This window comes from Nocardia glycosmidis (genome assembly GCF_052545115.1).
This window is the reverse complement of sequence record NZ_JBQWRH010000009.1, coordinates 178,436-191,763: the sequence shown is the minus strand read 5'-3', so window position 1 is coordinate 191,763 and position 13,328 is coordinate 178,436. Positions and strand designations below refer to the sequence as shown.

The window sequence follows — 13,328 nt, the reverse complement described above, 5'->3', positions numbered from 1 at the left end:
GGCAATGGCCACCGGCACATGGCTATCGAAGCTCGAGAGGACGCCCATGACCGAGAATGGACCCGCTCGAAGCTCATCGATGGCCCACACCTACGAAGACGGAGCAGTGGTTATCGAGGCACGGTAGTCGAAAACCGGCGGGTTCGACTGTCGAGCCCGCATCGCCGCCACCGCTCGAGTCCATGCGGGATCCGCACAAGTGCTTGCCCGCTTCAGCCGCATCGTCGATACGCATGCGGCCGGTGTGCTGTACGCCGAGTTCTGCTCATGGGCCAGCCCTTCAGTGAATGAAAGTGACTTCAATGGATAAGTTTGCAACTCCGGCGCTGCCGGATGTGTACCGACTGGTAGACGGCTACTCGGTTGAGATGACGGGCAAGGACGTGCCCGGACTGCTCGAGGCGAGAGAGGCGATCCCGGCCGGCACGCGTGTCAACGTTACGTTCCTCGGCAATGAGGATCTCGACATGCGTGTGACAGCCGCCAAGGCCGTCAATGACGCGGGGTTTGTGCCTGTTCCGCACATCTCCGCGCGCCGTTTGAAGTCACAGTCTCAGCTCGAGGAGTTCCTCGACCGCCTGCAGCAGGTCGGCGCCAGCGAAAAAGTGTTCGTCGTCGGCGGTGATCCGACTACGCCCGAGGGGCCGTACGACAGCGCCTATGCCGTCATCCAGTCCGGTGTACTGCAGCAGTACGGCGTGAAAGAGGTGAGCATCGCCGGCTACCCCGAGGGGCACCCGGACATCTCGAAAGACGCCCTGTGGGATCACCTCGGCAAGAAGTGCGCTTCGCTGCGGGAACAGGATCTCGATGCGGTGATCCTCACCCAATTCGCCTTCGATACGGCTCCCGTCATCAGCTGGATCAGTGCGGTGCGCGAGCTGGGGATCGACGCCCCGATCCGGGTCGGCACTCCGGGCCCCGCGGGCGTCAAGCGGCTGCTGGGATTCGCGCGGCGGTTCGGCATCGGCGCGAACGCGATGATCGTGAAGAAGTACGGATTCTCGTTGACCAACCTGATGGGAACCGCTGGTCCGGACCGCTTCATCACCGATCTCGCCGAACTCGTGACCGAGACGGAAGACGCTGGCACGGTCCAGTTGCACTTCTACACCTTCGGCGGGATGCGCGCCACGGCCGAATGGGTGCAGAAGTACCTCGCTCGAGTGGAAGCGTGAAGGCTGGATCCATGACAATCCAGAATTCCGCGCTGCTCGATCACGCCTGCCTGATCGTCCACGGGCCTGACCAGCCCGGCATCATCGCTGCCATCTCGGCCCTGGTCACCCGCGTCAACGGCAATATCATCTCGTTGGATCAGTACGCGGACAACACGGTGGGCGGAACATTCTTTCAACGGGTGGTGTTCCACCGCCCGGATTTCGCAGCCGCGCGCCCGGAGATCGAGGCCGAGCTGGACCAGACGTTGTCGCCGTTCGGCGCGACCTGGACCCTGACCGACCAATCGGTGCCGAAGCGCATGGCGATTCTGTCGTCGACCTCGGATCATTGTCTGCTCGATCTGCTGTGGCGGCAGCGTCGAGGTGAGCTGCAGGTGACCATTCCGATGGTGGTGTCCAACCACACCAACAGCGCCGAGGACGTCCGCTCGTTCGGGGTTCCGTTCTTCCACGTGCCGTCTCAGGGACCCGATAAGTCGGAGGCGGAGGCGAAAATCCTGGCGTTGCTGAGCGGCAACGTCGACTTCGTGGTGCTGGCGCGCTACATGCAGATCCTCTCCGACGACTTCATCCAGGCGCTCGGGGTGCCCGTTATCAACATCCACCACTCGTTCCTGCCGGCCTTCATCGGTGCGGGTCCGTACCGCAAGGCGAAAGAGCGTGGCGTGAAGCTGGTTGGTGCTACGGCGCACTACGTCACGAAGGACCTCGACGAAGGTCCGATCATCGAGCAGGATGTGGTCCGCGTGACCCACGGCGACACCGTCGCCGACCTGCAGCGCCGCGGTGCCGACGTGGAACGTGCAGTACTCTCCCGTGCTGTTGCGTGGCACAGTGAGGATCGGGTCATCCGCGACGGCAATTCGACGATTGTGTTCGCGTGATGACGGCAAATGTCATCGACGGGAAGGCCGTCGCGCAAGCGAGTCAAGCCCAGACGGCGAAACGCGTCGCGGAGTTCGTCGCCGCGTATGGGTTCGCACCCGGACTGGCAACGATTCTCATCGGCGAAGACCCCGCCAGCGAAGTCTATGTGCGCAATAAGCGCAAGGCCGCCGCGGCGGCGGGGTTGGCGGACTTCCATGAGCACCTCCCCGCGACAGCGACCCAGGACGAGGTCGAGGCGCTCATCGATCGTCTCAACGCGGAACCGAGAGTCGCCGGTATCCTGTTGCAGCTGCCCGTTCCCGGTGGCCTCGATCGGACCAGGCTGATCGAGCGGATCGCGCCGGGGAAGGATGTCGATGGGCTGACCACGCTCAATCAGGGTCGGCTCGCGCGTGGTGTGCAGGGACTGCGGCCCTGCACACCTTCGGGAATCATCGAGTTACTCGATTTCAGCGGAGTATCGATCGAAGGCAGTTTCGCCGTCGTGGTGGGACGTTCCGAGCTGGTCGGTCATCCGGTCGCCGAGCTGTTGCTACAGCGGAACGCGACGATCGCTATCGCGCACTCACGGACCCGCGACCTTGCCGCATTGACCGCACAGGCGGACATCCTGATAGCAGCTGCCGGGGTTCCCGAGTTCATCGGTGCCGAGCATGTCAAGCGCGGGGCCGCAGTCATCGATGTCGGTATCCACCGAACCGACAAGGGACTCACCGGAGATGTGCGATTCGGTGAAGTCGCCGAAGTGGCCGGGTGGATCACCCCCGTGCCCGGCGGCGTCGGCCCGATGACGATCGCCGCCTTGCTGTCCAACACGATCGCCGCGGCCGAAGTCGCCGCTGCCGGATCGGCGAGCTGACACTCGCCAACGGTTTCTTCGCGGAACCTGCCCAGCACACGTCGGGGACGTCACTGTCACCGAGGATGTGCTGGGCAGGTCCGCTTATCGGCGGCTCGTCGTGGGGACGAGCCGGGACCGCCGATTCCGCTCGACCCCGAAACGACGGCTCGGTATCAGGGTGTGGGTCGGGTGCATTACCTCGATATCCCGGATGGAATTTGTCGCGACCGATGAGTTCGGGCTTTCGCTACGCACGTCATGATAGCGACCGACGGCGCAGTCCTGTGGTGTGCTTCGGATTGCGGATAACTGTCGCGGCGGTGGGATAGCGGCGGTGTTCGGCGGCTTTGTAACGTTCCCTTCGTCACGTCGTCGTCGGGACACGCATAACCGGTTCGATTCCGTCCAGCGGGATCCAGCCGATGACCGCGAATCGTCGCGGATAGATGGCGTTGACAGTGATCCCTTGCCATTCGGTAAAAGATCGGCGACGGCGGTACGCCGGATCCGATGCGCACTCGTGCGCGCGTGCGACTCACATTGATGGACGGTGACGGATGCCTGTAGATGAGGCCATCGTCGCGACGGGCGTCGACCCCGCGGCGGCGTACCAGGCCCTGTACGCCGCCGGCGCGAACAGTTTCTGGCTGGATGGAAACGGCACCCGGACCAGCTACCTTGGTACCGGCGTCCCGATTCAGCTCGGGCATCCGGTTCTGCCGGCGCTGCGGGTCGCACTGCAGCGTATGCGCGAGCGGGCCGCGCCACACGAGCTCGGCCTTGGCCTTGTGGGCTGGCTGGGCTATGAGGTGGGGCGCGAGACGAGCGGCGTGCCCGTTGCGCAGCATCCGGGTATGCCCGCCCGGATGCTGCGCGTCTGCGAGACTTTGGCGATCGACCCGGACGGCACAGCGCGTGTGCTCATGCCGTCGGGGCGACGCTCTGCCGCGGGGGTGCGTGCCCGCGTCGAGCAGTTGAGCGCGGCGCTGGCGACCGCGCCGATTCCGACGCCGCTCTCGCTCGGGACACCTTCAGATGTCCCGGTGACCGCGCATTGGCGGGACACGCCCGAGGCCTACCTCGACATGATCCGGCTGTGTCAGGCGGCTATCGCGGCGGGCGACGCCTACCAACTATGTCTCACCACACAGGTGTCGGTGCGCGTCGACCTCGACCCGGTCGCCACCTATCTCGCATTGCGCCGGACCAGCGGGACTGCGCGCGGTGGTCTGATCCGGATCGGCGGCACCAGCCTGCTGAGCACCTCACCCGAGCAGTTCCTGCGTGTAGGTGCCGACCGCGTGGTCAGAACGAGCCCGATCAAGGGGACTCGGCCCCGAGGCGTCGACCCCGCAGAGGACCACGCGCTGCGCACCGAGCTGCGATCCAACGAGAAAGAGCGCGCCGAGAACGTCATGATCGTGGACCTGATGCGCAACGATCTGGCCCGGGTGTGCGAACTCGGATCGGTGCGGGTAGCGCGCCTGCTCGAGGTGGAGAGCTACCCCCATGTGCATCAGCTGGTCAGTACCGTGGAAGGTCGCCTGCGCGACGAAGTGGACCTGCCGGATTTGCTGGCGGCGACCTTTCCGGCCGGTTCGATGACAGGCGCGCCGAAGCATCGCGCCATGCAGCTGCTCGACAGCCTGGAGTCGGGCGCGCGCGGGCCCTATGCCGGGGTTTTCGGCTACCTCGGCGCGGACGGCACTGCCGACCTCTCGATGACAATCCGCACCATCGTCTACTCCGGGGGCGTCGCGCAGATCGGGACCGGCGGGGGAATCACCGCGCTGTCGAACCCGGCTGAGGAACTCGACGAGACCCGGCTGAAGGCGCATGCCCTATTGACCGCTATCGGCGCCACAGACTCGGCGCCCGTCGCCTGATTGGACCGACTCCGCCCATGACCACTGCGATCACACGCACCGGCGTCCGACTCGTCGGCGTGCTCAACCTCACCCCGGACTCCTTCAGTGACGGCGGGCGCTTTCCGACCCTCGCGCACGCGTTGCGCCACGCCCGCGAGCTGCGTGCGGCGGGTGCGGACATCATCGACGTCGGCGGGGAGTCGACGCGCCCCGGCGCTGTCCCGGTTGACCCGCGGGTCGAACAGGACCGCATCCTGGGTGCCATCGAGGCGCTCGCGGCGGATGGTATGACCGTCTCGGTGGACACGATGCACGCCGAGACTGCGGTGCGGGCTGTCGAGGCCGGCGCCGCCATTGTCAATGATGTGTCCGGCGGCCTTGTCGACCCGGACCTGCTGGCAGCGGTGGCGGGTCTGGACTGCCAAATCGTCCTCGGCCACCTGCGCGGGACGGCCGCCACGATGCAGGAATTCGCCTGCTATGGCGACCCCGCGCAGGAGGTTGCCGCAGAGCTGTACGAGCGGGCTCTCGCCGCGCATGCCGTCGGCATCGCCTCCGATCGCGTCGTGCTGGATCCGGGGATCGGTTTCGCGAAGAACGCCGACGACAACTGGGATGTGCTGGCCAGGCTGCCGATTCTCGCGGAGTTCGGCTATCCGATCATGGTCGGCGTATCACGCAAGCGGTTCCTCGCCGAGGTGCTGCCCGCGGGGGCTGCGGTCGTCGAGCGTGACTTGCCCACCAGTGTCTTCACCGCGCTGCTGATTCGATCCGGCGTCAACGCCATCCGGGTGCACGACGTCGCGGGAAGCCGGGCTGCACTCGAGCTCGTCGCCCGGCTCGACCGGCACGGCTGCCTCGATCGAGACCGGGAGACCGCCCTTTCCTGGGCTACAAGCGCCTTCGCGGCGCCGGCAACGGCGAGGGCGCACTGACGCATCGCGATACCGTGTCGGATCCTCGCCGACACGGTGCGCGTGTATCGCGCGACCCAGGGCAGTTTCGAAGTTCGCCGCAGTGGTTTTCACCCCTGTAAGGGGCTGTCGGCGAGGTTGAAGGCGCACAGTCGATGTTCGAGCCCGCTGGGCTCAGGCACGGCTTCGGCGCGAGATCGTGAGGAGCGCACCGCAGTGGTGTGTTACCTGTAGCCGGAGGCGGCGCTGCGCGCACGATTTTCGGTGCCGATGACAGATCCGGCCCCGCGGTCCAGCCGGCGACTGGTCAAGTAGCGGAAATACGCATTGTCCACAACCAGCGCGGATCGTGATGTGCTCGCCGGCTCGATTCAGCGAGACCACGAGTAATGACAGCGGTCCACCGATCCATCCGGCACAACGTTGCGGTTGCGGCGGATGGTTCGGTGGACCGACCCGGTTCGATATCTGTGTCAGGTGCTACAGCGTGCGCAGTTGGCCGCTGTGGAAGATCAGCGGATCGCCGCTGTTGGCCCGGAAACTCTCCACCTCGCCGATGAAGATCACGTGGTCTCCGGCGTCGAGGCATTGCACGGTCCGGCACTCGAATTGGGCGACGGCGCCAGGTAGGACCGGCGTTCCGCCGGTGCCTTCGACCAGGTCTACTTCGGCGAACTTGTCTGCCGCCGGAGTGGAGAACTGGCGGGCAAGATGCTCTTGGTCCGCCGCCAGCACGCTGATGGCGAAGTGTGTCGCTTCGGTGAAGGCCGGCAGACTCGGGGCATTCTTGCCCGGGCACCACAGCACAAGCGGCGGATCCATCGACACCGAAGTGAACGAGTTCGCCGTCATGCCGACCTTGTGGCCGTTGGCAGCGCGCGCGGTGACAACGGTGACCCCGGTGGCGAACTGGCCGAGCGCGCGGCGCAATTCACGACCATCGAACCGGCCGTCCTGTGCCGCCTGCTTTTCCGCGCGCAGTCGCGCCGCGGCATCGGCATCGAACCACCACTGGAAGAACTGCCGTGGATCATCGAACCCATTGGCGATCGCCGCGGCGATCCCCGGATTGTCTACCGCTTCGGCCAGCAGCTCGACCCGGTGCTGAGGCGGGGCGGTGAGCATCGAATTGGTCCACTCGACTGTCCATTGTGCCCAGCCCCGCCAGAACTTCTCGAACGTCTGACGCATCCAGGCGGCATCGAAGTAGCCGGACTGGTTGCGCACGATGTTGTCGAGGTAGTAGCTGGCGGCATGGGCCGCGAGGTTGGCGCCCTGTCCGGTGATCGGGTCGTTGAGCACGACAGCATCACCCATGCCGAGGACCGGCCGACCGGACGGTAGCGTGGCCACCGGTACGCGAACCTGTGGTGTGAGCCGGCCACGCAGCACGCCACCGGCGTCGGTCAGTGCGACGTTCCCGCACCGCTCGAACTCCGACGGCACGAATTTCGCCAACATCTCCAGCGCGCGTTCCAGGTACTGCTCGGGCTCGCTGACATCGTCCCAGCAGTCCAGTGGCCCACCGGGGATCCCCTCGAACACCATGATGTCGCAGGGACCGGATGTGGTCAGGGCGGGCAAGGTGAAATACTCGCCGACGCCGGGGATGAACGTCATACTCACCGCCGAGCCATCGGGGCGCGGCTGCATGCCGGTGACGTAGGCCAGCGCGAGAACCCGCTGAGGTCGGTCGAACGGCGACCGACTCGGATCCGGTGGGAACAGTCGGCCGAGGTCACCCTTGCCGGTGGCAACCACGACCAGGTCGTGGGTGCGCGCATACTCCTCGAGGGTGGCGACGTCGAGAGCCTCCGTCACCACCTTGCCGCCCTCGGCCTCGACCTGTTCGACCCAGGCCGCGCATTTGATTCGCTGATCAACCGATCGCGCGGGCGCGGCGAGTGGAGCTGACCAGGTGTACGGCGAATCGCCCGCCATGGTCAGCGCGATCGAGTTGATCTCCGGGCATTCGGCAGACCACAGATCGATGCCGAGGTCCCGTTCGGTGATCAACGCGGAATCGAACATGCACTGACTCGACATTACGTTGCCGGTGCGGATCTCCTCCGGCGTCCGGTCGCTGACCAATGTAACTTCGTGGCCTTGCTGGAGCAGGCCGAGCGCCAACTGGCCGCCGGACTGCCCCGCACCGATAATGGCTACTCGAACCATCAGCTACTCCATGTTCGTTCTGTAAGGTGATTGCTTTGCCCGGCCAGGAGACCGACGGGAGAGTCGATTTCCTCGAACCAGTTGAAGAAGTCCCTTCGGTTCTCGAAGGGGGCGGTGGACCGACGCACACGGCTGGGCGGCCCGTCAACACTTCCGGAGGACGAGGGCTGGATTCCTCTCATGCGGTTCTCCATCTCTGATCGAATCCGTACGCATCGCGGGGACGCATTAGGTGGAGGCCTTCATACGCCCGTGTACGAGATCGGCGACGGCGCTACGCAGCTGTTCGCTTTCTTTCACGAACTGGTCGCGATCGAACCCATGCATCATGGGAGCGTCTGCCCAGTCATCCCAATTGCCGAAGAGGAAGGGGATGTCGACGCCGTGGCCGCTGCCCAAGCCATCGAGCGGGCTCGCCACCGTGAACTCGCGCAGCTGGGTATTGATACCGCGCGCCGCGGCAGCCTCGGCGAGTTCTCGCGCCGGGTTCACGAAGCGCACCGCGGTGGTGAGCTCGACCAGGTCTCGGTAGGGATCGCCGGTTACGTCGGCCGCCGCACCGTGAACCTGCACGAGTTGTTCCCGGGTGATATGCCGCTCCGGTCCGGCGAAGAAGAATGCTGTTGTCTCGTCCCGGGTAACGCTGACCATCAGGTCCGTGACGCGCAGCGCCGCAGCCACTTCGCGAGGGTCGTCGAGCCAGTCCGGGACCACGGAGCCCGAGGTGGGCATCAACCCCATCCCCACCGTGCCGAACCGGCCGTTGTTCATCATCGCGAGCCGATGGCCCTGCAGCAGCTCGCCTACTGGGGCGGTGCGCGGATCGGCGCCGTCGAGATGCCGGATGATCTGCGCGCTCAGTTCCGCCGTCTGCTCGGGCGTCGCCGCCGGAATGCCCGGACAACTCAAGATGCACAACCGCCGCAGCATTTGCCGCGAGGCAGGCAGTACACCCAGCAGCTTGGTGAAGAATGCACCGGAAGATTGGCCGGCGAGCGTGATGTTGTCGGGATCTCCGCCGAACAGCGCGATGTTCTCGCGCACCCAGCGCAGTGCCTCCAGCAGGTCGCCCAGGGCGCGGTTGGGGTCGTCATCCGTGCCGAGCGCGAGATGCGCCAGCGGGCCGAGCCGGAAGTTCACGGTGACAACGACCATGGCGCCGTCGCGGGCCAGTACGTGACCGTTGTACCAGCGAACCCCGCCGCCACCCGAAATGAACGCGCCGCCGTGCACATACACCAGAACCGGCAGCCCGGACACGCCCGCCGGTGTCCAGATGTTGAGCAGGAACGCGTCCTCTTCCTGCGGGTGGGCGTCGACGGCCCCGCCCATGGCGGCGCTCAGGCGGCTCGGCAGCTGCGGGAAGACGGCGGACAAGTCACGCAGGTCCTGCTTCGATTCGGCGCCGTTCGCGGGCGCGACGGGGTCGAAGCGACGACCGTTGGCCAGCCGACCGTATCGGACTCCGGGGAACGCCGACACCCCATCGGTAGTAGCGCCAACCACAGATCCGGTCGTGGTCTTGACCAACATCATCTCCTCCATCGGGCGTTTCCTGTCAACGAGTCGGGGTCGGTGACGGGACCACCGCACCAGCTCCGGGGGTGCTGAGCATCCTGGAGTCCGCTTTCACGTGATGCTTGTTACAGTATGGAATGACCTACGGGTGAGCTATCCCGTAAACGCGGGGACTATCCAATGTGCGAGCATGCCGGGAGCTGGTATGTGCCGACGCAAGTATTGGCGCAGCGGCAATGTGCGGACGTATCCGCGATCCTGGTCGAGGATAACTGCGGAAATGGATGTAGCCGAATTTCCGGCGTGAATGGGATAGGTAATTCGCGGCGAGGGTGATATTGCGTCACGCAATTTTCGCCGGCCGATATTCGCAGAAATTCGCTCCGAATGTGACGTGGTGCGGCTGCGCGCCGCAGATGCGTCGCAGCCGGGCCGGCGCTGCGCGAAATGGGCAATCTACCAGTGAGTATGGACCTCCCGGTCCGATGGCGAGATCGAGCGTCACTCGCGCCGTCGTGGTGGTATGGCCCGCTAAGGGTGATGCCCACACGAGGCCGTGCTGCGGCGAATTCACGCAGCACGGCCTCGTTTCAGGCGGCTTTCAGCAGAATGCCGGGTGGTGTCCCGTCCCGGGGATGCCGGGTACGGCGTCTACCGACTGATCAACGAGACCACAACACATCGGAGGCAAGCGCCGCGCCCTCGCTGAGGCTCGCCAGCTTTTCCCAGGCGATGTCGGGATTGACCTCGTTGATGCCGACGAACGTATCGAAACCGCAGTCGGTACCGACAATAAGACGTTCCTTGTCGATGACGCGCGCCCACCGTTGGATGCGGTGGCTGATAGCGCGCGGATGCTCGACAATGTTCGTCACCGTGTCGATCAGCCCCGGGATGAGGATCTTGTCATCCGGCACCTTGATGGTCTCGAAGACCTCCCATTCGTGTTCGTGGCGCGGATTGGCCGCTTCGAACAGGATGGCTTGCGCATGGCAGTGCCGAAGAACGGGCTCGATGACGTCCTGCAGTGGCATGTCGTAGTGGTGGGATGCCTCGTAATTGCCCCAGCACAGATGCAGCCGCAGCTGCTCTGCGGGGACGTCACGCGTGGCGTTCTCGATCGCCTCGATGTGCAACCGGATGACTCCCGCCAGGCCGTACTTCTCGAGGATGTCCGTCGGCACCATCGTGGAGTGCTGCGGTGACGCGCACGGCAGGTCCGGGGCATCGATCTGCACGATCAAGCCGGCCTGTGCGATTGCGGTGTACTCCTCGCGCATGGCATCGGACAGCGCCTGCAGATAGTCCTCGTAGGAAGGGTAGTGGCGGTTGGTGACGTGCCCGGCCAGTATGCCGGGCGACGCCACCGGCAGGAACGCCTCCTCGATGTCATGCTCGGCCATCGCTTTCTGGAGGTTGGCGATGTCGCGCTTGATCTCTCGGTCGCGATAGCGCAGCGGACCCTCGCAGGCGGGCATATTGATGTGTGCCCCGCCTTCGGATCCGAAGAGCTCCTGCAGCAGCGCGGGATTCTCGATCAAGTCATGGAAGTTCCAGCCGTCGGCCGCGCCTCCCAGTCCGTCGAGCCGGGTTCGGACATAGTTCGAAAACCCTGGCTTTCCGACCTCGCCGTCGTCCGGGATGTCGACGCCGAGACTCTTCTGCTTCCCGACGACGGCAGTGGCCTCCGCACTGATTGTCGCCTCGAGCTCTTGATGAACGTCTTTGCCCTCCTGCCAGTCGTACATCAGTCGTGTGAGCTTGTCCGACCGCGGCAAACTACCTACGTGGGTCGTGCGAATCCGGTCCGTGCTGCCTTGCATCCGTATCACTCCTCAAACTGGTGTCGAACACCTTCCCGGATCCGGGGCTGACCTGCCCGGACCGATCGCAGAAGGCACGCCGACGGTCGAATGAACGACTGCGGATTCCCGGACCTCGTAAGGCGGCGACCAGCTGGCGGCTGCTTTCCCGTCGTTCAGCAACGCAGCACCTCCATTACCTGCATTTTGTGCACCGCATCCACATCCATCGGCGTGGGTGAATAGTGCCATACCGCTGCTGACGGTGTGACACGGGCGACTTCTTCAGGGTTGGGCGATGCGGCAACCGACGGGCTCGTCCCGGTGCGGCTTGTCCGATGCGCGTCGTCGGCCGAGGCGAGGATTGCGATCAGCCGCGGCCGAGCAGGCTGTCGGCGACGTGGAGCAGGTGATCGCGCATCTTCTCGCTGGCTCCGAGGGGGTCGCGATCGCGGAGCGCGTCGACGATCTCGGTGTGTTCCCGGTGGTAATGCCGGCGCAACTCGGGCGTCGATGTCCGACGCTTGAGGCTTCCCCAGACCGGGAGGGCACGCGCGGTATTCATGACTTCGACCATGTTCATCAGCAAGCTGTTGTGAGCTGCTTCGGCGATGTGGCGGTGCAGCGCGGCGTCCCAGTGCTCGAAGCCGTCGAAGTCCCCAGCCGCCCCGCCGGACTCGAGTGCCCGGCTGATACGGTCGAAGTCGGCTCGGGTGGCGGCGCGCGCGGCCAGCGCGGCCACTTGGGGTTCCAGAAGTTGCCGGACCTGCATGATCTCGACGGGGCTGGTGTCGCCGGGTGCGCCATTCGACCGATCGGCGGCGGTGTCGGTCAGGAACGTGCCACGGCCGACATGCCGGACTACCAGGCCATCGCGTTCGATCGCTTCCAGGGCGCGGCGGATCGCGCTACGCGACGCGGAGAGTCGCTGGACGAGTTCCCGTTCGGTGGGCAGCTTGGCTCCGGGGCCGAGCGTGTCGTCTCGGGCCGCCTCCGATACCAGGACTCGCAGGGATTGCTCTACCGACATCACGTGGTCATTCTATCCCGTCGCATGTTGACCAATGTGAACCAATTAGGCTCAGCTGCGGCGGATGATCTCCGCAGCTGGACACATATTATCAGCTGAGATAGGGTCGGAACCGCACGTATTGGTCACCATTGGTATGGAGTGGTTCACAAGATGAAGCTGGTAACATTCACCAACTCGGCGGGGAATCGCGTTGGCGTGGTCGATGTCGACGCTCAGGTCGTTCGTGATGTGAGTGAACTGCTCCCGCCGGGGGCCGGGGTGCTCGAGATCATCGAGGGCTGGAACGAACTCGCGCCGACGTTGGCCGAGCGAGTTGCGGGACTGCCCGGCGTGCCCCTGGATTCGGTGCGCTTGCTCGCGCCGATCCCCACGCCGCGCCGGAACATCTTCTGCGTCGGCAAGAATTACCGGGAGCATGTTGTCGAGTTCGGTCGCAGCGGCTACGACACCCCGTCCCGCTCGGAAGCCCTTCCGGACAAGCCGATCATGTTCTCCAAGGCCACCACGTCGGTGACCGGGCCCTATGACGAGGTGAACTCGCACCCCGGGGTGACTTCGGAGCTGGACTACGAGGGTGAACTGGCGGTCATCATCGGCCGCGGCGGTCGTGGTATCAGCCATGCCGACGCGTATGACCACGTCTGGGGATACACGATCATCAATGACGTCACGGCTCGGGATCTGCAGCGCGACCACAAGCAGTGGCTGCTCGGCAAGTCTCTGGACACCCACTGCCCGATGGGGCCGTTCGCGGTGAGCGCGGATGAGATTCCGGATGTCGCCGCGCTCGAGCTGAAGACTGCGGTCAACGGCGAGGTTCGGCAGTCGGCCGTGGTCAAGGATTTGATCTTCGATATCCCGGACCTGATCTCGACTATCTCGGCGGGGATCACGCTGCTGCCGGGCGACATCATTGCCACCGGTACCCCGGCTGGTGTCGGGATCGGTTTCGAGCCCGCGAAGTTCTTGCAGAGCGGCGATGTGGTCGAGATCTCCATCTCAGGCCTGGGCTCGCTGCGCAACCGTATCGCCTGAGCGGACCGCTCGCCTGAGCAGACCGCTCGCCTGAGCAGACCGCTCGCCTGAGCAGACCATTGCCCGGCGCTCG

General features: G+C 65.1%; 10 protein-coding genes. 6 read left to right on the top strand and 4 right to left on the bottom strand.

Annotation, left to right across the window (positions count from 1 at the left end):
- Window positions 1-302 precede the first annotated feature (302 nt).
- The 5 genes from ACT86A_RS14045 (at window position 303) to folP (ending at window position 5,713) form a co-directional block, all read left to right on the top strand.
- Complete coding sequence (locus ACT86A_RS14045; RefSeq protein ID WP_445092534.1) at window positions 303-1,178, top strand: methylenetetrahydrofolate reductase; 876 nt, start codon at window positions 303-305, stop codon at window positions 1,176-1,178.
- 11 nt (window positions 1,179-1,189) lie between these two features.
- Window positions 1,190-2,065: a formyltetrahydrofolate deformylase gene (gene purU / locus ACT86A_RS14040; RefSeq protein ID WP_445092533.1), complete on the top strand. Its 876-nt coding sequence runs from the start codon at window positions 1,190-1,192 to the stop codon at window positions 2,063-2,065.
- Window positions 2,065-2,928 (top strand): bifunctional methylenetetrahydrofolate dehydrogenase/methenyltetrahydrofolate cyclohydrolase FolD, encoded by an 864-nt coding sequence (gene folD / locus ACT86A_RS14035; RefSeq protein WP_445092584.1) that lies wholly within the window; start codon window positions 2,065-2,067, stop codon window positions 2,926-2,928. Before purU ends, folD begins: the two co-directional genes overlap by 1 nt.
- Window positions 2,929-3,467: 539 nt before the next feature.
- Window positions 3,468-4,796: an anthranilate synthase component I family protein gene (locus ACT86A_RS14030; protein WP_445092532.1), complete on the top strand. Its 1,329-nt coding sequence runs from the start codon at window positions 3,468-3,470 to the stop codon at window positions 4,794-4,796.
- A gap of 17 nt (window positions 4,797-4,813) precedes the next feature.
- Complete coding sequence (gene folP / locus ACT86A_RS14025; RefSeq protein WP_445092531.1) at window positions 4,814-5,713, top strand: dihydropteroate synthase; 900 nt, start codon at window positions 4,814-4,816, stop codon at window positions 5,711-5,713.
- Window positions 5,714-6,172: 459 nt separating this feature from the next.
- Here the strand turns inward: folP and ACT86A_RS14020 are convergent, their stop codons facing one another.
- The 4 genes from ACT86A_RS14020 to ACT86A_RS14005 all read right to left on the bottom strand — a co-directional run bounded on the left by ACT86A_RS14020 (window position 6,173) and on the right by ACT86A_RS14005 (window position 12,217).
- Entirely contained in the window at window positions 6,173-7,867 is a 1,695-nt protein-coding gene (locus ACT86A_RS14020; RefSeq protein ID WP_445092530.1) for a flavin reductase, read from the bottom strand.
- A gap of 228 nt (window positions 7,868-8,095) precedes the next feature.
- Complete coding sequence (locus tag ACT86A_RS14015) at window positions 8,096-9,412, bottom strand: carboxylesterase family protein (RefSeq protein WP_445092529.1); 1,317 nt, start codon at window positions 9,410-9,412, stop codon at window positions 8,096-8,098.
- A 635-nt stretch (window positions 9,413-10,047) separates the two neighbouring features.
- Entirely contained in the window at window positions 10,048-11,208 is a 1,161-nt protein-coding gene (locus ACT86A_RS14010; RefSeq protein WP_445092528.1) for a hypothetical protein, read from the bottom strand.
- Between the two features lie 349 nt (window positions 11,209-11,557).
- Window positions 11,558-12,217, bottom strand: coding sequence for a FadR/GntR family transcriptional regulator (locus ACT86A_RS14005; RefSeq protein WP_445092527.1), 660 nt, complete (start codon window positions 12,215-12,217; stop codon window positions 11,558-11,560).
- 153 nt (window positions 12,218-12,370) lie between these two features.
- Here ACT86A_RS14005 and ACT86A_RS14000 point away from each other — a divergent pair, with 153 nt between their 5' ends.
- Window positions 12,371-13,255, top strand: coding sequence for a fumarylacetoacetate hydrolase family protein (locus ACT86A_RS14000; RefSeq protein WP_445092526.1), 885 nt, complete (start codon window positions 12,371-12,373; stop codon window positions 13,253-13,255).
- Window positions 13,256-13,328 lie beyond the last annotated feature (73 nt).

Excerpts from the sequence above, each read along its gene's own strand:
- ACT86A_RS14045 (WP_445092534.1), top strand. The coding sequence starts at position 303 with ATGGATAAGTTTGCAACTCCGGCGCTGCCGGATGTGTACCGACTGGTA.
- folD (WP_445092584.1), top strand. The coding sequence starts at position 2,065 with ATGACGGCAAATGTCATCGACGGGAAGGCCGTCGCGCAAGCGAGTCAA.
- ACT86A_RS14005 (WP_445092527.1), bottom strand. The coding sequence starts at position 12,217 with ATGTCGGTAGAGCAATCCCTGCGAGTCCTGGTATCGGAGGCGGCCCGA.
- folP (WP_445092531.1), top strand. The coding sequence starts at position 4,814 with ATGACCACTGCGATCACACGCACCGGCGTCCGACTCGTCGGCGTGCTC.
- purU (WP_445092533.1), top strand. The coding sequence starts at position 1,190 with ATGACAATCCAGAATTCCGCGCTGCTCGATCACGCCTGCCTGATCGTC.
- ACT86A_RS14030 (WP_445092532.1), top strand. The coding sequence starts at position 3,468 with ATGCCTGTAGATGAGGCCATCGTCGCGACGGGCGTCGACCCCGCGGCG.
- ACT86A_RS14020 (WP_445092530.1), bottom strand. The coding sequence starts at position 7,867 with ATGGTTCGAGTAGCCATTATCGGTGCGGGGCAGTCCGGCGGCCAGTTG.
- ACT86A_RS14010 (WP_445092528.1), bottom strand. The coding sequence starts at position 11,208 with ATGCAAGGCAGCACGGACCGGATTCGCACGACCCACGTAGGTAGTTTG.
- ACT86A_RS14015 (WP_445092529.1), bottom strand. The coding sequence starts at position 9,412 with ATGGAGGAGATGATGTTGGTCAAGACCACGACCGGATCTGTGGTTGGC.
- ACT86A_RS14000 (WP_445092526.1), top strand. The coding sequence starts at position 12,371 with ATGAAGCTGGTAACATTCACCAACTCGGCGGGGAATCGCGTTGGCGTG.